We start from the raw sequence: 19,346 nt of genomic DNA, 5'->3' as shown, positions 1-19,346 counted from the left end.
TTCGGAAGGCGCTCATTGTCCGCCATCGGCCGGTGACAGGCCGGCAACGAAGTGTTGCAGGGCGACGGCGACCTCGTCGGCATGGCCGAGGAAGGGCGCGTGGCCGCCATGGGCGATGGTCAGCGCCTGTCCGCCCGGGGCCAGCGCTGCAGCGGCCTGCATCGCTGCTGGCGAAACCAGCCGGTCGCGTTGGCCGGCGATCCACAGGCTGGGCTTACCCAGCGTCGGCAGCGCGCCACGCAGGTCGGTGCTTTCCAGCAGCCGCAGGCCTTCCAGCAGCGCGCGTTCGGTGGGCGCACCGCGCTCGACCAGGCGCTGGCGCAGGGTGCGCAGCTCTTCGCGGGCGTGCGCCGAGCCCATCACGTCCAGGGCGAGGAAGCGTTCCAGGGTGCCGGCGAAATCGGTGGCCAGCTCACGCCCGAACTGCTCGAACACGGCCGGTTCCACCGCGTGCGGCCAATCTTCGCCACGTACGAAGCGCGGTGTGGCGGCGATCATCGCCAGCCCACGCACCTTCGGCAGCGTCGCTGCCGCGTGCAGCGCGAACAGGCCGCCCAGCGACCAGCCGCACCACACCGCCGGCGGCGTGGCCGCAGCAATGGCATTGACCACGAACGGCAGGCGCAGCGGCGTGGTGTCGTCGCGGCTGTGGCCATGCCCGGGAAGGTCGACCAGGTGCAGGGTGAACTGGTCTGCCAAGCGCTGCACCAGCGGTGCGAACACGCCGCCCTGCAGGGCCCAGCCGTGGATCAGAACCAGGTCCGGCCCGCGGCCGGTGACTTCAATATGCATGGGGAACTACACGGAACTCAGGCAAAAGCGGGCAGCGGCGGTGGCGCGGCTTCACGCACGGCCAGGGTCACGCGGTCGCGCGCGCTGGCGATGGCCTCGACCAGGCCGCGCACCTGTTCCGGCGTATGCAGTGCGGACAGGGTGACGCGCAAGCGTGCCTTGCCTTCCGGCACCGTCGGTGGGCGGATTGCGCCGACCAGCCAGCCGGCCTGTTCCAGCGTCGTGGACATCGCAACGGCGGTATGGTCATCGCCGCACAGCAGCGGCTGGATCGGCGTTTCCGAAGCCATCAGGTCCAGCCCATGGCGACGGGCTTCGCTGCGGAACAGCGCGATCAGGTCGGTCAGCTTGGTGCGGCGCCAGTGGTCGCGACGCGCCAGGCGCACTGCTTCCAGTGCAGCAGCGGCCATCGCTGGCGGCACCGCAGTGGTGTAGATGTACGGGCGTGCGGTCTCGGCCAGGTGCTCGATCAGGTCGTCGCGGCCCAGCACCAGTGCACCGGAACCGCCCAGTGCCTTGCCCAGCGTGACCAGTTGCAGCGGTACGTCGTCCACGCCCAGCCCGGCGGCGGCCACGGCACCACGGCCATCACCGACCACGCCCACGCCGTGCGCGTCATCGACGTAGAACAGCGCCTGCTGCAGGCGTGCCACAAGCGACAATGCACGCAGCGGTGCGATGTCGCCATCCATGCTGAAGACACCATCGGTGGCCAGCATCGCCGCGCCATCGGGCGCGTGCTTGAGCTGACGCATCGCGCCTTCCGCATCCAGATGTGGATAACGGCGCAGGCGTGCACCGGCCAACCGCGTCGCATCGAGCAGGCTGGCGTGGTTGAGCTTGTCCTGTACGCAGACATCGTTCTCTTCGCTCAGCAATGCCTGCTGCACCGCCAGGTTGGCGGCGAAGCCACTGCCGAACAGCAGCGCACGCGGATAGCCCAGCCACTCGGCCACTTCGCGTTCAAGTGCCTCGTGCAGGGCATGGTGGCCGCAGACCAGGTGCGAGGCACCGGCGCCAGCGCCTTCGCGTGCGGCGGCGTCCTGCAACGCGTTGACCACGCTGAACTGCTGGGCCAGGCCCAGGTAGTCGTTGCTGCAGAAGCCGGTCAGCCACTGGCCGTCCACTTCCAGGCGTACGCCATCACGACGGGTGACCGTGCGCCGCGTGCGGCGACGGCCTTGGGCATCGCGCAGGGCGCGTTGGGCGTGGAGGCGGGCGGTCAGGTCGGGGCGGGCCATGGTGGCTGAATGCGACGACGGGGCGGCTAGGGTAGCGCGTTGCCGCGACGCCTGCCTGCATCCCGTCTCAGGCCGCGTGAGCGCAGCCACAGCCGGGTGCATCGGCGCTGATATCGGCGTGCACGGTGCCGCCGTGGTCGTGGCCCTCGGCATCCACCTGCACCGCCATCGGCTGCAGTCCCAGTCGCGCGAACAGCGCCAGGTCGCGCTCGCTCTCCGGGTTGCCGGTGGTCAGCAGCTTGTCGCCGTAGAAGATGGAGTTGGCACCAGCGACGAAGCACAGCGCCTGCAGTTCATCGCTCATCGCCTCGCGACCGGCCGACAGCCGCACCATCGAGCGCGGCATGACGATACGTGCCACCGCGATCATGCGCACGAACTCGAACGGGTCCAGCTCGGCGCTGCCGTGCAGCGGCGTACCCGCCACCTGCACCAGCTTGTTGATCGGCACCGAATCGGGATGTGCCGGCAGCGTGGCCAGCGCCAGCAGCAGACCTACGCGCTGCGCGCGCGTCTCGCCCATGCCGACGATGCCGCCGCAGCAGGTCTTCAGGCCGGCATCACGCACGTGCTCCAGCGTGTCCAGGCGGTCCTGGTACTGGCGCGTGTGGATGATCGAATCGTAGTAGTCCGGCGCGGTGTCGAGGTTGTGGTTGTAGTAGTCCAGGCCGGCGTCCTTCAGCGCACGTGCCTGTTCGCCACTGAGCATGCCCAGCGTGGCGCAGGTCTCCAGGCCCAGTGCCTTCACCCCGGCGATCATTGCCGCCACCTTCGGAATGTCGCGGTCCTTCGGCGATCGCCACGCGGCACCCATGCAGAAGCGCGACGCACCAGCGGCCTTGGCCTGGCGTGCCTTGGCCAGCACCGCATCGGTTTCCATCAGCTTCTGCGCGTTCACCCCGGTGCTGTAGCGCTGCGCCTGCGGGCAGTACGCGCAGTCTTCCGGGCAGCCGCCGGTCTTCACCGACAGCAACGTGGAGACCTGCACCTGCGAGGGGTCGAAATGCTCGCGATGGACCGCTGCGGCGCGGAACAGCAGCTCGGGGAACGGCAGATCGAACAGCGCCTGCAGTTCGTCGTGTTGCCAGTCGTGGCGGATGGCAGCAGCCATGGCGGGACCTTGGGTACGAGTGGAGCGAGGGCGGCAGTGTGGGTGGGCGTGCGCAGGCTGTCAACAATATTTATGTTCACATGGTTTACAGTGTTTGCACTCCGGGCGATCCCGCCCGGAGCGTTGCTTCTGTCGTCGAGCGCGAAAAGTGATCGGCATCAAGGCGTGTGCGGTGTTTCGCTGATCAACGCGGTCACCTTGCCGAGGATGAAGGGACCGTCATCGAAGTAGCCGTGGCCCCAACCTTCGCGCTGGTCGGCATTGAGGTCATCAAGGGTCCACCAGCTCACCGCGCTTTCTCCTTTCCGGGCGAAGAACGCCTGGCAGGCCGAGATGTCTGCCCACGCCGCAGAGTTGCTATAGACGCTCTCCCGGGTGAAGAAGCGTTCCATGCCGAGCAGAGGCTCGTCGGCGGCATCTTCGAAGATGTTGGACACGATGTAGAGCAGCGAACCGGGAAAGAACAGTGAACGCTCGCTGGCTTCGTCGGCATCCCTCATCGCCAATTGCCGGAACCTCCCGATGCGGTTCTCGTGCTTCGAGATGGCATGCGCGAACCGACGACACGTCACCGCAGGCGCTTCGAGAATAAGGTCGAACGTCAGATCCGGAAGGATCTGCGCTGCCTGGTCCAACAGCTCGCACAGGAAGATGCTGCCGGCGCTGTGGCCGACGAGCGTGATGCGGGGAACAGAGGCTTCGGACTGCAACTGCCTGTGCAGCTCGCGCAGGAATCTGACGCCACCCGATGCCGGGCCGTCGAATGAATCCTGTGCATCCTTCTTCATGGGATTCCACCAGCCGATGCGCCCCACGTCATCGAGATAGAACTCTCGCAGTACTTCTTCCACGATCACGGCGGAGACGGCACCTGGCCGGCCCCGGCCACTGTGCTGGCGTTGCCATACGCGTATCACCAGTCTGGCCACCTTGATGGCCAGCGCGATCCAGTTCAATGCTACGGCCTTGTTGGGTGACGGAGTGCCAAACAGTTCCATTGCCGTGCGCTCGTTGACGATGGCCGCGTGTTCGGCTGGCGGTTCATGTGCCAGCATCTTGTTTACGGGCGTCAGCGTCGCCTCCCTGTAATCCTCCCGGGCCTCGGCAAGGGCCTGGTTCACCTCGGGATCTTCAGCGAACTCCTGTGCGAGATCTGCCGAAAGGCTATCCTCGTCGGGTGGCGCGGCGTTGAGGATCTTCATGCCGGGCGTGAACGCCTGTTCACCGCCGAGCTTTTCCAGAATCTTGTTCTGGACTTTCCTGAAGAGCAGTTTGGCGAGTACTGCACCCAGGATCTCGCCCAGGTTGTTCAACGGAGCTTCGATGTCACCCGTTTCCCAGACGAAGAACAAGGGATAGGCCTGTGCCCGCACATAGGGGTCATGCAGGGTTTCTGCGATGCGCCGTCCACGCTTCTGCGAAACGCGGCCGCCATGTACATGGATGACGATTCCGGAAGGTGACCTGGCCTGCAGCGCGCGACCGACAATCCGGCGAAGGTCTGATTCCTGCAACGTGCCATCACGAAGATGGATGATGTGATCCAGCGGGTCGTAGGCATTCATCTCACACTCCATTGTCATTGAGGATGTCGAGAACGAAGCAATTCACGCAGATGTCGGCACGCAGGTGCTGGCAAGCGCTACCGCGATGACGAGCGGTGGCGGCCTTTCGTTGCCGGCGGAGCTGCACCCCTCCCCAGAGGGCAGCGGCTGCAATGCTACCTCCACGAGGCGCGGTGGACGAACCCGGTAGGAATCGGCCGGCCTTCACGCATGTGGGACGGCGTGCCATTGCTGCCAAAGCATGCGGTTCCCGGTGCGTGAGCGTATTCACCACATCCTGCAAGGCCTTCAGCCACAGTGGCCGCTGCCCAACCAAAGCGCTGGCGCGCAGACTCTGCCCCATGACCGATCTCCATCGCCTCCGCGGCCGCATCACCGCGCTGGTTCTCAGCGAGGCCTGGCGTCGCCGTGCCGCGCTCTGGGGCGGCGCCGTGGCCGTGGCGCTGGTGGCCATCCTGTTCGCCAAGGCCAGTGACGCGGCCTTCCATCTGTTCCAGCGCATCACCGCGCACTCGCCGTGGTGGGCCCTGCTGCTGACGCCGGGCATCTTCGCGCTGCTGGCCTGGCTCACTTCCGGTGTGCTGAAACCCACGCGGGGCAGCGGTATTCCGCAGGTCATCGCTGCGTTGGACAAGCCCGATGAGCCGTTCCGGAAGGTCAATCTTTCGCCTGCGGTCTCGGCGGGCAAGCTGCTGCTGACCTCGTTGTCGCTGCTGGGCGGCGCGTCGGTCGGGCGCGAGGGCCCGACGGTGCATGTGGGCGCCAGCCTGATGTACCTGTTCGGCCGCTGGTTCGGCTTCAAGGACCCGCACGAGCTCTCGCACTTCCTGCTGGCCGGTGGTGCTGCCGGCATTGCGGCGGCGTTCAACACACCGCTGGCGGGTATCGTCTTCGCCATCGAAGAGCTCAGCGGCCGTTTCGAGCATCGCTTCTCCGGCACCCTGCTGACCGCGGTGATCGTCGGTGGCGTGGTGTCGCTTGGCCTGCTGGGCAACTACACCTACTTCGGCCATGTAAGCGCACGCCTGCCGCTGGGCCAGGGCTGGCTGGCGATCCTGCTGTGTGGCGTGGTGGCCGGGTTGCTGGGAGGCCTGTTCGCGCGTGCGGTGCTGGCGAGTGCGGCGGGCCGCCCGCGTTGGCTCGGGCAACTGCGGCAGCGGCATCCCGTGCTGCTGGCTGCAGGCTGCGGCCTGGTGGTGGTGGCGCTGGCGTTGACGTTCGGCGAAGGCGCGTTCGGCACCGGCTACGAGCAGGCGCGCAGTCTGGTGCAGGGGCAGGCGATGGTCGGTCACGAGTTCGGGTTGATGAAGCTGCTGGCGAATCTGGCGTCCTACGTGGCGGGCATCCCCGGTGGCCTGTTCTCGCCGGCGCTGGCGGTCGGTGCCGGCCTCGGCCACAACCTGGCGGTGCTGATGCCGGGTGTGGATCCGCGTGCGTTCGTGCTGCTGGGCATGTGTGCCTATCTGACCGGCGTCACCCAGGCACCGCTGACCTCCGCGGTGATCTCGCTGGAGCTGACCGACAGCGGCGATCTGCTGCTGCCGATCCTGGCCACGGTGCTGATCGCGCGCGGCGTGTCCGGGTTGGTGTGCCGCGTGCCGATCTATCGTGGTCTGGCGGAGGTGTTGATGATGCCCGTCGTGGCGCCGTCGGATGCTGGGGATCGCGAACGCGCGCCCTGAAGGGCGGCGCGGTAACAGATAGCGCTGACACTGCAGCACGCGGTCCGCTGATGGTGAAGCTGACGCAGCGATGGAAGGCTGGCGCATGCGCATCAACTTCCTGCACACGGCAAGCACTGTCCCTCACGCGCTGCTTCGCGTTCTGCTGCCACTGCGTTGCCTGGTCTGCAACGACCCGGGCCACGATGATCTTGACCTGTGCCGCGCCTGCCTTGCCGAGCTGCCGTGGGCCGGCCGCGCCTGCCTGCGCTGCGCATTGCCGCTGCCCGACAACGCCCTGATCGTCTGCGGCAGCTGCCGCGAGGAAGCGCCACCGCAGGCCGCTACCCATGCCAGCTTGTTGTACCTGCCGCCGGTCGACCAGCTGCTGGTGCGCTACAAGTTCCATCAGGATCTCGCCGCCGGTCGCCTGCTGGCGCAGTTGATGCAGCGCGCACCGCCGCCGTGGTCATGCCTACCGCTGGTGCCGGTACCGCTGCACCGGCGCCGCCTGCGCCAGCGCGGCTACAACCAGGCGGCAGAACTGTGCCGCCTGCTGCCGATGCCGGTCTGGCAGGGGCTGTACCGGCGGCGGCATACCGCGCCGCAGTCTGAGCGTACGGCCGAACAGCGCAGGGAAAACCTGTTCGATGCGTTCGATGTACGTGGTCCGGTGCCGCCGCGACTGACCGTGGTGGACGATGTGATGACCACCGGCAGCACGGTGATGGAGGTTGCGGAGACGCTGCGGTGGGTGGGAGCGGACGAGGTGCGGGTATGGGTCTGCGCGCGGGCGCCGTGATCGCCCTCTTCATCACCAGGGGCTAGGATGAGCCCGGTTCCGGATCGAAGGAGTGGCCATGAATTCCCCCTTGTCTCCCCTGTTGTCGGCGGTTGGGCGCAGCTGGTGGATCCTGCTGCTGTACGGGCTCGTCGCACTGGGTTTCGGCATCGTTGCCATCGGCTGGCCGCTGTCTGCAGCCATGGCATTGGCATGGACGCTGGGTGTGATGGCCATCGTTGAAGGTGTCATCAGCCTGTTCGCACTGGTCAGCGGCGGCAGCGGTGCCTCGCGCGGCTGGCTGGCGCTGTATGCCATCGCCTCGCTGGGTTTCGGCATCCTGGCGGTGATCAATCCGCTGGCCACCGCCAGCGTGCTGGTGCTGTTCCTGGCAGCGTGGCTGCTGGTGGCCGGCATCTATCGCATCGTGTTCGCGATCCGCGTGCGCAAGCAGATCCAGGGCGAGTGGCTGCTGATCCTCAGTGGCGTGCTGGCGGTGGTGCTGGGCGTGCTGTTCGCGGCCAACCCGTATGCGGGTGTGGCAGTGACCACGCTGTGGATTGGCATTGGCAGCCTGCTGTATGGGCTGCTGCAGGTGCTGGTGGCATTCAAGTTGCGGAAGTTGAAGTGAGGGCTGCGCTTCCCCTGTTGCTGGGCATGGCGTTGATCCTGACCGGATGTATGCCGGGCGCCACACCCGGTGTCTTGGCAGGCAAGGATCATGCACCACGCCCCGGCGTGGATGTGCGCCTGAGTGCGGTCGATGCAGCCGGCAAGGGCACATCGGTGCAGTGGCAGGGCGAGACCCTCGCCCTGCGCGAGCCCCCGATTGCCGGCAGCGCGGATATTGCCGATGTGCGCTATGTGCTGGATGAAGGCAAGCAGCCGGGCCTGCAGATCCGCTATCGGCCGGAGGCACATCAGCGCATCCACGATGGCACCGCTGCCTTGGTGGGCCAGCGTGCGGCGCTCAGCGTGGATGGCCGCGTGCTGATGGTGGCGACGGTGCAGGGACCGTTCGGCGAATCGATGATGCTGAGCGGCTTGTCCAGCGTTGCCGAGGCGCGGGAGCTGGCGAAGCACATCACTGGCGAATGACGGGCGCGCCATGAACCCGCGCTGCGCGCGGAGGTCGACCCAGGTCGACCGCTACCGGGCGAACCGTGCTTCGATTTCTTCCAGCGACTTGCCCTTGGTCTCCGGCAGCCAGAACGCGGCCACCAGGAAGAACACGAAGGTGCACGCCGCCCAGAACACGAACATGCTGGCGTAGCCATAGTGGCCCACCGTGGGCAGGAAGATCGCGGCGATAGTGGTCGACACGAACTGGTTGATCAGCAGCGCGATGCTCATGCCGTTGGAGCGGATGCGGTTCGGCATCAGCTCCGACAGTGCCAGCCATACGCAGACGCCGGGGCCGACCGCGAAGAATGCGACGAACACCAGGATGCAGGCGGCCACTGCCCAGCCGTGTGCCGGTGGCGGCACCGGGCCGATGCGGGCCTGCTCGATACGCAGCGGTGCCTGCGCTGCAGCGGCCGGATCGGCGAACGGGTTCAGATGCAGTTTGCGGAAGAACGCGCCGATCACGCTGTCCGGCTGCACGGTGCCGGCACGCTCGATGCGCAGCTCGCGGTCGGTCAGGTTGTCGCTGCGCAGGGCGCGCACATTGGTGAAGTCGCCATAGGCATACGACACGGTCAGCTGCAATGGCCGGCCTTCGCTGTCGATGCCAGCGCCAAGGCGCTGCCACTGCGCATCATCCAGTACCAGTTGCAGCCCATCGCCGCTGACCGCCGCCTGCAGCTGCGGCTGCACGTCGGTGCGGCCGCGTTCGGCCTGGAAGAACAGCGTGGCGGCGGCCAGCAGGGCCACGCAGATGCCGCCACTGCCGAGCATCAGCAGGAACTTGCGGCCCTTGCGGTCGACCAGCAGCAGCGCGACCACGGTCATCACCGCATTGAGCAGCTTGATCGCCACGTCGGCACCGTTGGCCACCGAGCCGGACAGGCCGGCCTGGTTGAGGATGTTCACCGCGTAGGCCAGCACCGAGTTGATGCCGGTGGCCTGGGTGCAGGCCAGCACTACGCAGGCGAGCAGGAACGGCACCACGTAGCGGCGGCTGAGCAGCGGGTCGCGCTTGCCGCTGCCGCTGCTCGATTCCGGTGCCTGGATCTGTGCAAGCGTCGGCTCCACCTCCGAAGCGGGCAGCACGCGCTGCAGGCTGCGGCGCGCATCATCGATGCGGCCGCGACGCACCAGCCAGCGCGGCGATTCGGACAACCAGAAGATGCCGGCGCAGAACAGCAGGCCCGGCGCCAGGCAGGTCCAGAAGATGGTGCGCCAGGCGTGGTCCTTCACCGTGAACAGCTCCTGCGCCTGCTGCGCGACCGGCAGTGAGCGCACGGCTTCGGCGGCGGCATCCACGGCGTGGGCGTGGTAGAGGCCGATCAGGGCAGCCAGCACCAGGCCAACGGTCAGCAGCAGCTGGAACATGGCCGCGCCGCGCCCGCGTCGCTCGGGGCTGAGCACTTCGGCCAGGTACAGCGGAATCACCACGCCGATCAGGCCGCCACTGATGCCCTGCAGCAGCCGGCCGAGCAGCAGGGGCGTGTAGCCGGACGCCAGTGCCATGATCGGGATCGAGGCAGTGAACAGCAGGCCGGCCAGCAGCATCGCACCGCGGCGGCCGATCAGGTCGGCAATCATGCCGGCGAACAGCGAGGACAGCACGCTGCCGAGCAGCACTGCCGCGACGACGAAGCCGAGTTGCTGGCTGCTGAGCTGCCAGGCGTGGCTGGCCGTTGCCTCCAGGTAGGGCAGGGCGCCGGCGATGATGCCGATGTCGATGCCGTACAGCAGGCCACCGAGGCCGCCGATGAAGAGCAGGTAGCGTACGGGCCAGCGCGGAGCGGTGCTTGCGGTCATCGGCATATCCCAGGAGGCGTTTCGGTGCGGATTGCCTTCGTAGAGTCGAGCTTGCTCGACTGACCGTGCGGGGCGCGGCAGAGCAGTCGAGCAAGCTCGACTCTACAAAGGCGGTGCGTCAGGCATTTCCGGCGTTAAGGAGCGGCGGCACGTCAGGCGTTTGCAGCGTTCAAATCGACCACGCGCCCACCAACCACCACCTGCTGCAGGCGCAGCTCGGCGTCCAGCACCACCAGGTCGGCGCGGGCGTCGGGCGCGATGCGGCCGCGATCGTCCAGGCCCAGGTAGTCCGCCGGGAAGGTGGAAACACGCTGCGAGGCATCGGCCAGCTCCAGGCCCACGTGCACCAAGTTGCGCAGCGCCTGGTCCATGGTCAGTGCACTACCTGCCAGCGAACCGGTCGCCAGGCGCACGCAGCCGCCGCACTTGTGCACGCGCTGTTCGCCCAGCGCGTACTCGCCATCGGGCATGCCGGTGGCGGCGGTGGCGTCGGTCACCGCGTACAGGCGCGGAATCGCGCGCGCGGCCAGGCGGATCACGCCGGGGTGGATGTGCTGCAGGTCGGGAATGATCTCGGCGTACTGCGCATGCGCCAGTGCCGCCGCCGCAATGCCCGGGCGATAGTGATCGACGCCGGTCATGCCGTTGAACAGATGGGTGAAGCCGGAGGCACCGGCCTGCAGCGCGGCCACGCCTTCCTCGTAGGTGCCAGCACTGTGACCAAGCTGCACGCGGATGCCCATTGCCGAAAGCGCGGGAATCAGCGCGGTGTGCTCGCCGATCTCCGGGGCCAGCGTCATCACCCGGATCGGCGCCAGCGCGTGTAGCTGCTGTACCAGCGCCAGCGTCGCCTCGATGGTGCGGTTGGGCTGCGCGCCCAGCCGCTGCGGGCTGATGAACGGCCCTTCCAGATGCACGCCGGCAATACAGGCGGCCTCGGCGTCGGGTGCCGCCATGGTGGCGGCCACGCCAAGCAGCGCGTGCTCGATCTCGTTGAGCCCGGCGGTCATGGTGGTCGCCAGCAGCGTGGTGGTACCGAAGCGCAGATGGGTGCGGGCGATGGTGCGCGCCACGTCGCCGCCCTGCATCAGGTCCACGCCGGCCGCGCCATGCACATGCAGGTCGATGAAGCCGGGCAGGATCACCGGGAGCTGCAGGTCGTCAGCGCCGCTGTGGTCATCCACCTGCAGCTGGCGCACCTGCGAATCGAAGTGGACGTGGCCACGCCGCCAACCCAGCGGAGTGAGGATGCGGCCATGCAGGGATCGGCTGTCGGTCATGCGGTGGGCTCGGCGATGATCACTTCGATGCCCAGCCGCTGCAGCCCCTCACGGGTTGCATCGTCAATGCCGGCGTCGGTGATGATGGCGTGGATCTGATCCAGCAGGGCGATGCGATGCAGGCTGACGCGGCCGAATTTGGAGGCGTCGGTCAGCACCACGATACGGCGCGCACGCTCGACCATGCGATGGTTGAGGCGGGCTTCGGCTTCATCGTGGGTAGTCAGGCCGAACTGCAGGTCCAGGCCGTCCACACCCAGGAACAGGGTGTCGAAGCTGTACGAATTGAGGCTGGCTTCGGCCTGGCTGCCCTGCAGCGACAGCGACTGCTGGCGCAACAGGCCGCCGGTCAGCAGCACGTTGATGCCGGCCGCGTTGGCCAGTTCCCAGGCGATGTTCAGCCCGTTGGTCATCACCGTCACGTCGCGCTGCGTGCGCAGGTGGCGGGCCAGGGTCATCGTGGTCGAGCCGGAGTCGATGATGATGTTGTCACCAGGCCGTACCAGGCGCGCGGCACACGCGCCGATCGATTCCTTCAGCGGCAGGTTCAGTGCGTCCTTTTCGTGGATGTCCTGTTCCTGCGGCGGCGTGCGCACCAGCGTGGCGCCACCGTGGGTACGGTTGGCCAGGCCCTGCGATTCGAAATGGGTCAGGTCGGCACGGATGGTCACCGCCGACACGCCGAAGCGCTCGACCAGATCGGCCACCTGCACCGAGCCGTGCTCGATCAGCAGCTGCAGGATCTGTTGCCGGCGGGAGCGGGTGTTGCGCATGGCCATTCTCGGTGTCGCGGGGAAAGGTAGAGATTAGCCGTTCGCAGCAACGGCGGCAGCCGAACCTGCGTGGTGCGAGCGGGTTCCGGCCTGGTTGGCGCTGCAGGCACGGGCGTACTCACCCAGGCACAGGCCGATACGGTGCTGCACCAGTGCGGTGGGGGTGTTGGCCAGGGTGCCTTCGCGCACGGCGCGGTACTGTTCCGGCAGGTACTGGCTGAGCAGCACCAGCGGCGGCGCGTGCTGTTCCAGGTTGGCGAACAGGGTCTGCACCGCCTGTACCAGCGCCGGCTCGCCCCAGTAGTAGCGGCAGCGGTCGCTGAAGGAGTAACTGCGCAGCAGGCGCAGCGCTGCCCCATCGCACTGGTAGTAGGACTGCCAGTACTTCGGCTGCGCCACCATCACCTCGTCCAGCATCTGCGGCAGGCGCGAGCGTTGTGCGGCCGGCAGCAGTTCTGCCTCGATCGCGGCCAGCGCGAACAGCGCTTCGCGGTAGGCGAAGGTCGCCGCCGGGCCGACCTTGAGGATGGCGAAGTGGTCGCGCACCAGCGCGTGCAGGCCGCTTTCGCGCTGGTAGTCGGTGGAGTGCGCCTCGAACACGATGCGTGGCTGCTGTTCCAGGAAGTCGGCCAGCGTGCTGGCGGCGGCCGGGTCGTATTCGTGCACGCTGCTGTGGTCGAAGTCGACGCCCGGCTGCACCACCATCGCGATCACGCGCTGCCACGCATCACGCAGCTGCGGCGTGTCGAACGCCTGCTGGTGGATGGCCAGGGTCTGCGCGGCGGCGGCCGGCGTGGTCACCTGCAGTCCCTCGGCAAGCGAGGCTTCTCCACCGGGAATCGGCACCTCGGTACCGATCACGTAGACCGGCGGCGGCAGGCCGTGTTCGGCGGCGGTGCGTTCGGCGATCTCGGCCAGCTCGGCCGAGCGTGCGGCAACGATGGCATCGGGCAGCGGCACCGGGTCATCGGCGCAGGACATGCTGCAGTCGAGATGGATCTTGTGGAAACCGGCGGCGACGTAGGCTTCGATCAGCACGCGCGCGTGGGTCATCGCTTCGGCAGCCGGGCGCTTCTGCCAGGCATTCGGGCCAAGGTGGTCACCGCCGAGGATCAGCCGCTCGCGCGGGAAGCCTTCCTCATCGGCCAGGGTACCGACGTAGTCGCGGTACTGCGGCGGGGTCATGCCGGTATAGCCGCCGAACTGATCGACCTGGTTGGAGGTGGCCTCGACCAGCAGCACGGTGCCGTGTGCCAGCGCCACGTGCATGGCCGCGCGCAGCACCTGCTCGTTGCTGCAGCAGACGCTGTACAGGCCGACGTTGGCACCGGCGCGGTGGGAGGCAAGCAGGGTCTGCAACGGGGACATGGTCAGGCTCCGGACATCAGGAAAACGAGGGTTGGCAGGCGAGCAGGGCGGCACCACGTGCGCCACCGGCATCGCCGAAGCGCGGCGGCACGATCGGCGGTACCTGCACGCCGTTGAACAGATGGGCAGCGATGGCCGACGGCAGCTGCTGGTACAGCGGCGCGTACTGCGAGAGGCCACCGCCGAGCACGATCACGTGCGGGTCCAGCGCCAGCACCAGCGCGGCCAGGCTGTGGCCAAGCAGATCGCGGTGGATGTCCAACGCCTTGCGCGCACGTGCATCGCCGGCTTCGGCCAGGGCGATCACGGCGCTGGCGTCGGCGGCGCTGCCACCGAGGTGGCGCTCGATCATCGCCACACCGCTGCCGGACACATAGCGCTCCACGCAGCCCTGCAGGCCGCAGCCGCAGTCCAGCAGCGGCAGGCCGTGGCGCTGCAGCAGGTGGCCGGGCACGCTCCAGTGGCCCCATTCGCCGGCCAGGCCGTTGAAGCCGGACAGCAGCCGGCCGTGCAGGCAGAAGCCGCCGCCGGCACCAGTGCCGAGGATGGCGCCGAACATGCTGGGGTAGCCGTCAGCCGCGCCGCCGTGCGCTTCAGACAGGGCAAAGCACTGCAGATCGTTGCCGAAGTGGAGCGGGCGCTGCAGGCGCGCCTGCAGATCCTGCGCCACGCATTGGCCGGTCAGTGCAGGCACGTTCGCGCTGAGCTGGCGGCCGCTGCGGCGGTCACGCACGCCGGGCAGGGCGATGCCGATGGCCGCATCGCTGCGGCCGAGGGCGGCGTCCGCCTCGGCCACCAGCGCCACCACCGCCTGCAGGAAGCCGTCGTAGTCACCCTGTGGGGTGGCCACGCGGCGGCGCCAGGTGACCTGCATCGCCGCATCGCACGCCACCAGCTCGATCTTGGTGCCGCCGATGTCGATGCCGTAGCAGGCGTGGGCGATCAGCTCAGCCATGGTGGATGGTGACGCCCTTGACGACGCGGTTGACGGTGCCATCCGGGAACGGGTTGTCCGGGGTCAGGCCAAGCGCGGCCGAGCGCTGCAGCGCGAACAGCTGCGCGAAGCCCAGCCACACCGGCGCCAGCCACGGGTCGTCCAGTGCCGGCACGGTGAGGGTGTATTCGTCATCGGCGCCGATGTCCGAATGCGGGCCGATCGCCAGCACCTGGCCGGCCACGCCGTCGCGGCGCAGTTCTTCCAGCAGGTCCTGTTCGTAGCGGCGCGCCAGCGGCTGCACGCTGCGCAGCACCACCACCAGGGTGTTGCCATCCAGCGTCGACTTCGGCCCATGACGGAAGCCCAGCGGGGTGTTGGCCAGCGCCAGCACGCGGCCAGCGGTCAGTTCCAGCACCTTCAGCGCGCACTCGCGTGCCAGCGCTTCCAGTGGGCCGCTGCCGAGGTAGATGATGCGGTTGAACGGGCGCTGCGCCAGCGCCGCCACCGGTGCGTCCCACTGCGCCTGGCCTTCGCGGGCCAGCGCGGCGATCTGCTTCAGGCGCGCCACGCGCGCATCCCACGGCGAACGATCGAACACGGTCAGCGCGGCCAACAGCATGCAGGTCAGGCTGCTGGTCATGGCGAAGGCGCGGTCGCAGCTGGCCGACGGCATCAGCAGGGTGCAGGTATCGGCACGGCCGGCGCCACGGCGGGCCAGTTCGCCATCGGCGTTGCAGGTGATGTCGAGGAAGCGCGCGTCATCCACGTCGCTGCGCACGCGGTCAACCGCCGCCACGCTTTCCGGGCTGGAACCGCTGCGGCCGAACGAGACCAGCAGGGTCGGGCGGTCGCGCTGCAGGTACAGCGCCGGGTGGGTCAGCAGGCTGGTGGTGTGCACCACGCGCACATCGGCTGGCCACTGCGCGTTGATCGCGTCGGCCACCATTTCGGCGATGAAGCCGGAGCTGCCGGCGCCGGTGAACAGCACGCGCTGGTTGGGATCGTTGAGGCTGTCGCCGAGGAAGGCCTGCAGGCGGTCGCGGGCACGCGACAGGTCCTGTGCAAGGGCTTCCCACAGCGCAGGCTGCTGGGCGATTTCGGTAGCGGTATCGGCTCCGCCAAGGCGCTGCCAGGCGGACACATCGGAAAGCAGGGTGACGTCCATTCGGAGGTTCCAGTTGGGCCAGCGCACCATCTGCGTTTTCTTTCGAAATGTCAAATAGCGAAAGTAAAAAGAAAGAAAATGTGACGCCGACTTCGCTCTGCCTGGAGCACGTCGGAAAACGCAAGAATCCGCCGAATGCGTTATCGCACAATGCTTAACAGGCGACTGCAAGCGATTACACAAAGTATTGCGTCGCAACAACTTTCGTTTCAATGGAATATATCTTCCTTTTTCCTTTCAATTTGTTGACATCTTTCGAATCGCTGCCCTAGAGTCGGCCCAATCGCTTTCGAAACGCCCGGTGAACGGGTTGGGAGTCCGCGTGGAAAACTGCGTTCGTCGCTCGCCGCTGATGCTGGCCCTGTTGCCGGCATTGATGCTGGCGTCCATGCCGGCCCAGGCCGAGCCGGTCGGCAACCTGCGTTCGGTCGCCGCCAGCGCCAGCGGCGACGGCGTGCAGGGCTGGGACCTGCAGACCGACAAGGGCGCGCGCATCCGCATCGAACTGCCGGCCACCGACATCATCCGCGTGCAGGCCGGCCGCAACGGCACGCTGACCGGTGCCGGCGACAAGGCCGCACCGATCGTGCTGCCGCAGCCCAAGGCGAACGTGAAGGCGCAGCTGGAAGAAGACGCACAGGAAATCCGCGTGCGCACCTATGCACTGGTCCTGCATGTACAGCGGCAGCCGCTGCGCATGCGCCTGGAACGCCTGGACAACGGCCAGCCCACCGCGCTGTGGCAGGAACTGCAGCCGCTGGACCTGGATGCCACGCAGAGCGTGCAGGTGCTGTCCTCGCAGGCTGATGAGGGCTACTTCGGTGGCGGCCAGCAGAACGGCCGTTACCAGTTCAAGGGCCGCGAGCTGGACGTGTCCTACTCCGGCGGCTGGGAAGAGGGCGACCGCCCCAGCCCTGCACCGATGCTGCTTAGCAGCCGTGGCTGGGGCATGCTGCGCAACACCTGGAGCGATGGCAGCTACGATCTGCGCGAGGCCGACCAGGCCACGCTGCTGCACCGCGAAGACCGCTTCGATGCCTATTACTTCGTCGGCGCCGACCTGCCTAAACTGATCGAGCGCTACACCCAGCTGACTGGCCGCCCGAACATGGTCGCGCGCTGGGCGCTGTCCTACGGCGATGCCGATTGCTACAACGACGGTGACAATGCCAAGAAGCCCGGCACCGTGCCCGAAGGCTGGAGTGACGGCCCCACCGGCACCACGCCGGATGTGATCGACTCGGTGGCCAAGCAGTACCGCGCCCACGACATGCCCGGTGGCTGGATCCTGCCCAACGATGGCTACGGCTGCGGTTACAAGAAGCTGCCGGAAACCGTGCAGGGCTTGGCCAAATACGGCTTCCGCACCGGTCTGTGGACCGAGAACGGCGTCGACAGGATCGCCTGGGAAGTGGGCAAGGCCGGCAGCCGCGTGCAGAAGCTGGACGTGGCCTGGACCGGCAAGGGCTACCAGTTCGCGATGGACGCCAACCGTCAGGCGTTCAACGGCATCCTCGACAATTCCGATTCGCGCCCGTTCCTGTGGACGGTGATGGGCTGGGCCGGCATCCAGCGCTACGCCGTAGCGTGGACCGGCGACCAGAGCAGCAGTTGGGATTACATCCGCTGGCACGTGCCGACCCTGGTCGGTTCGGGCCTGTCCGGCATGGCCTACGCCAGTGGCGATGTGGATGCGATCTTCGGCGGCAGCGCCGAAACCTTCACCCGCGACCTGCAGTGGAAAGCCTTCACCCCGGTGCTGATGGGCATGAGCGGCTGGTCGTCGAACGCACGCAAGCACCCGTGGTGGTACGACGAGCCCTATCGCAGCATCAACCGCGATTACCTGAAGTTGAAGATGCGCCTGACCCCGTACATGTACGGGCTGGTGCACGAGGCCGCGCAGACCGGTGCACCGCCGGTCCGCGGCCTGATGTGGGACAACCCGCGCGACCCGCATGCGCAGGATGAAACCTACAAGTACCAGTTCCTGCTTGGCCGCGACCTGCTGGTGGCGCCGGTGTACCGCAGCCAGGCCGCCAGCCGTGGCTGGCGCCGCGACATCCACCTGCCGGCCGGCGGCTGGATCGACTACTGGGACGGCCGCCGCGTGCAGGCCGCCGCCGATGGCCGCCAGCTCGACCGCCAGGTGGACCTGGCCACGCTGCCGGTGTTCGTGCGTGCCGGTGCGATCCTGCCGATGTACCCGTCGATGCTGTTCGATGGCGAGAAGCCTCTGGATGAAGTGACGTTCGACCTGTACCCGCAAGGGGATTCGCAGTACGCGCTGTACGAGGACGACGGCAACACCCGCCGCTACCAGCAGGGCGAATCGAGCACGCAGCAGATCCGCGTGCAGGCGCCGGCGCAGGGCAGCGGCCCGGTGCAGGTGCAGATTGATGCCGTGCAGGGCCAGTACAACGGCCAGCTGGCGCAGCGTCGTTATGGCCTGCGCGTGCTCAGCCGCCAGGCGCCGCGCGCGGTGCAGGCCGGTGGTCGCGCGCTGCCGGCGCTGGCCGATGCCGCTGCGTTCAACAACGCCAGTGAAGGCTGGTACTTCGATGCCAAGGAGCGTCGTGGCACCGTGCATGTGCGCACCGCCGCCCAGGACATCCGCCAGCCGCTGCAGTTGCAGCTGGACTTCGCGGTGGCTGCCGCGGCCGCCGACGATGCCTATCCGGCCGCGCCGGTGCTGGGCCGCGAACTGCCGGCCGACAGCCTGCTGGTGGTCAACCGCCCGGCCGAAGAACCCGGCCATGGGCTGGAAAATGCCTTCGATGATGATCCGGGCACCTGGTTCCGCAGCGTGCGCAACCAGGCCGTGCGCACCGGTGCGCACGAGTGGGTGATCGGCTTCGGCGAGCGCAGGATGATCGACGGCATCGACATCGCGCCGCGCAACGACAAGAACTGGAAGCACGGCCAGGTCCGCGACTACGAGGTGTACCTGGGCGACAGCAATGGCGAGTGGGGCGAACCGATCGCCCGCGGCCGCCTGCAGCTGAAGGAAGGCGTGCAGCGCATCGACTTCCCGGCCCACGCCGGCCGCCTGCTGCGTTTCCGCGTGCTGAGCGTGCAGAACCCCGAAGGCGACGGCGCCAGCAGCACCGACCCGATGGTCATTGCCGCACAGGGCAGCGCCCGCGCCTTCGACGCATTGCAGCCGCGCGATGTCGGCCCGATCGCCTTGTCCACCTTCCACATCCTCGAACACCAGGAACCGGAGCGACCGGCCCGGCAGCGCTATCTCTCCGAGCTGCCGGTGCCGGCCGCGCTGGCCAGCCAGGTGCGCACCGACCAGTCCTTCCGTGGCGACGCCGGCATGCGCATGAACGGCCTGCAGTTCCGCCGTGGCCTGGGCGTCGGCGCCAACAGCCGCATCGACCTGCGCCTGCAGGGCGGCTGGCACCTGCTGCGTGCCGACCTCGGCATCGACGACGCCTGCCGCACCGCCGGTGGCCTGCAGTTCCAGGTCTGGGGTGACAACCGCCTGTTGTATGACAGCGGCCTGGTGAAGGCACCCGGCGTGGTCAAGCCGGAGCTGGACATCCGAGGCCTTTCCACCCTGAGCCTGCGCACGCTGGGTGCGCAGGGCAGTCAACCCGCCCAGGTCTGCGCCAACTGGGCCAATGCCGTACTGATCGGCCAGGAGGGCGACTCCGCCAGCATCGTCGCCCCATGACCCCCTCGTAACACCGCTCCTCCCCCCGCCCATTCCGACTACGGCCCTCGTGGCCGTGGCCC

15 protein-coding genes are annotated in these 19,346 nt (G+C 67.8%); 5 read left to right on the top strand and 10 right to left on the bottom strand.

The window, feature by feature from the left end:
- Positions 1–12: 12 nt before the first annotated feature.
- The 4 genes from bioH to ACX9OT_RS13185 all read right to left on the bottom strand — a co-directional run bounded on the left by bioH (position 13) and on the right by ACX9OT_RS13185 (position 4,709).
- Positions 13–792, bottom strand: coding sequence for a pimeloyl-ACP methyl ester esterase BioH (gene bioH / locus ACX9OT_RS13200; protein ID WP_049461691.1), 780 nt, complete (start codon positions 790–792; stop codon positions 13–15).
- Positions 793–809: 17 nt separating this feature from the next.
- Entirely contained in the window at positions 810–2,033 is a 1,224-nt protein-coding gene (gene bioF / locus ACX9OT_RS13195) for an 8-amino-7-oxononanoate synthase (protein WP_049461692.1), read from the bottom strand.
- A 67-nt stretch (positions 2,034–2,100) separates the two neighbouring features.
- Positions 2,101–3,144, bottom strand: coding sequence for a biotin synthase BioB (gene bioB / locus ACX9OT_RS13190; protein ID WP_277778698.1), 1,044 nt, complete (start codon positions 3,142–3,144; stop codon positions 2,101–2,103).
- A 158-nt stretch (positions 3,145–3,302) separates the two neighbouring features.
- Positions 3,303–4,709 (bottom strand): hypothetical protein, encoded by a 1,407-nt coding sequence (locus tag ACX9OT_RS13185; protein WP_277778697.1) that lies wholly within the window; start codon positions 4,707–4,709, stop codon positions 3,303–3,305.
- A 341-nt stretch (positions 4,710–5,050) separates the two neighbouring features.
- On the opposite strand from ACX9OT_RS13185, the gene ACX9OT_RS13180 reads away from it, so the two are divergent.
- From ACX9OT_RS13180 to ACX9OT_RS13165, 4 genes are all read left to right on the top strand, one after another.
- Positions 5,051–6,391, top strand: coding sequence for a chloride channel protein (locus tag ACX9OT_RS13180; RefSeq protein ID WP_277778696.1), 1,341 nt, complete (start codon positions 5,051–5,053; stop codon positions 6,389–6,391).
- An 85-nt stretch (positions 6,392–6,476) separates the two neighbouring features.
- Positions 6,477–7,172 carry a ComF family protein gene (locus ACX9OT_RS13175; protein ID WP_277778695.1) on the top strand — a complete coding sequence of 232 codons (696 nt, stop codon included), beginning with the start codon at positions 6,477–6,479 and terminating at the stop codon, positions 7,170–7,172.
- 58 nt (positions 7,173–7,230) lie between these two features.
- Positions 7,231–7,782, top strand: coding sequence for an HdeD family acid-resistance protein (locus tag ACX9OT_RS13170; protein WP_049461697.1), 552 nt, complete (start codon positions 7,231–7,233; stop codon positions 7,780–7,782).
- Entirely contained in the window at positions 7,779–8,249 is a 471-nt protein-coding gene (locus tag ACX9OT_RS13165) for a SecDF P1 head subdomain-containing protein (RefSeq protein ID WP_049461698.1), read from the top strand. Before ACX9OT_RS13170 ends, ACX9OT_RS13165 begins: the two co-directional genes overlap by 4 nt.
- Before the next feature lie 51 nt (positions 8,250–8,300).
- On the opposite strand, the gene ACX9OT_RS13160 is transcribed toward ACX9OT_RS13165, so the two are convergent.
- The 6 genes from ACX9OT_RS13160 to ACX9OT_RS13135 all read right to left on the bottom strand — a co-directional run bounded on the left by ACX9OT_RS13160 (position 8,301) and on the right by ACX9OT_RS13135 (position 15,602).
- Positions 8,301–10,079: an MFS transporter gene (locus ACX9OT_RS13160; RefSeq protein WP_459002486.1), complete on the bottom strand. Its 1,779-nt coding sequence runs from the start codon at positions 10,077–10,079 to the stop codon at positions 8,301–8,303.
- Between the two features lie 152 nt (positions 10,080–10,231).
- Positions 10,232–11,359 carry an N-acetylglucosamine-6-phosphate deacetylase gene (nagA, locus tag ACX9OT_RS13155; RefSeq protein ID WP_277778693.1) on the bottom strand — a complete coding sequence of 376 codons (1,128 nt, stop codon included), beginning with the start codon at positions 11,357–11,359 and terminating at the stop codon, positions 10,232–10,234.
- Positions 11,356–12,132, bottom strand: coding sequence for a DeoR family transcriptional regulator (locus tag ACX9OT_RS13150; RefSeq protein WP_049461721.1), 777 nt, complete (start codon positions 12,130–12,132; stop codon positions 11,356–11,358). Before ACX9OT_RS13150 ends, nagA begins: the two co-directional genes overlap by 4 nt.
- 33 nt (positions 12,133–12,165) lie before the next feature.
- A complete protein-coding gene (locus tag ACX9OT_RS13145) occupies positions 12,166–13,500 on the bottom strand; it encodes a D-tagatose-bisphosphate aldolase, class II, non-catalytic subunit (RefSeq protein ID WP_277778692.1) in 1,335 nt (444 codons plus the stop codon).
- Positions 13,501–13,516: 16 nt separating this feature from the next.
- A complete protein-coding gene (locus ACX9OT_RS13140; RefSeq protein ID WP_024958683.1) occupies positions 13,517–14,455 on the bottom strand; it encodes an ROK family protein in 939 nt (312 codons plus the stop codon).
- Positions 14,448–15,602, bottom strand: coding sequence for an SIS domain-containing protein (locus tag ACX9OT_RS13135; RefSeq protein ID WP_005411499.1), 1,155 nt, complete (start codon positions 15,600–15,602; stop codon positions 14,448–14,450). The genes ACX9OT_RS13140 and ACX9OT_RS13135 overlap by 8 nt, the downstream gene beginning before the upstream one ends.
- Positions 15,603–15,924: 322 nt before the next feature.
- Here ACX9OT_RS13135 and ACX9OT_RS13130 point away from each other — a divergent pair, with 322 nt between their 5' ends.
- The gene (locus ACX9OT_RS13130; protein WP_277778691.1) at positions 15,925–19,284 is read left to right on the top strand and encodes a TIM-barrel domain-containing protein; all 3,360 of its coding nucleotides are present in this window, start codon (positions 15,925–15,927) and stop codon (positions 19,282–19,284) included.
- The last annotated feature ends 62 nt before the right edge of the window (positions 19,285–19,346 follow it).

The organism is Stenotrophomonas genospecies 3 (assembly GCF_054473855.1).
Note: the sequence above shows the minus strand (reverse complement) of the source record. Positions and strands in the feature narration are given on the sequence as shown.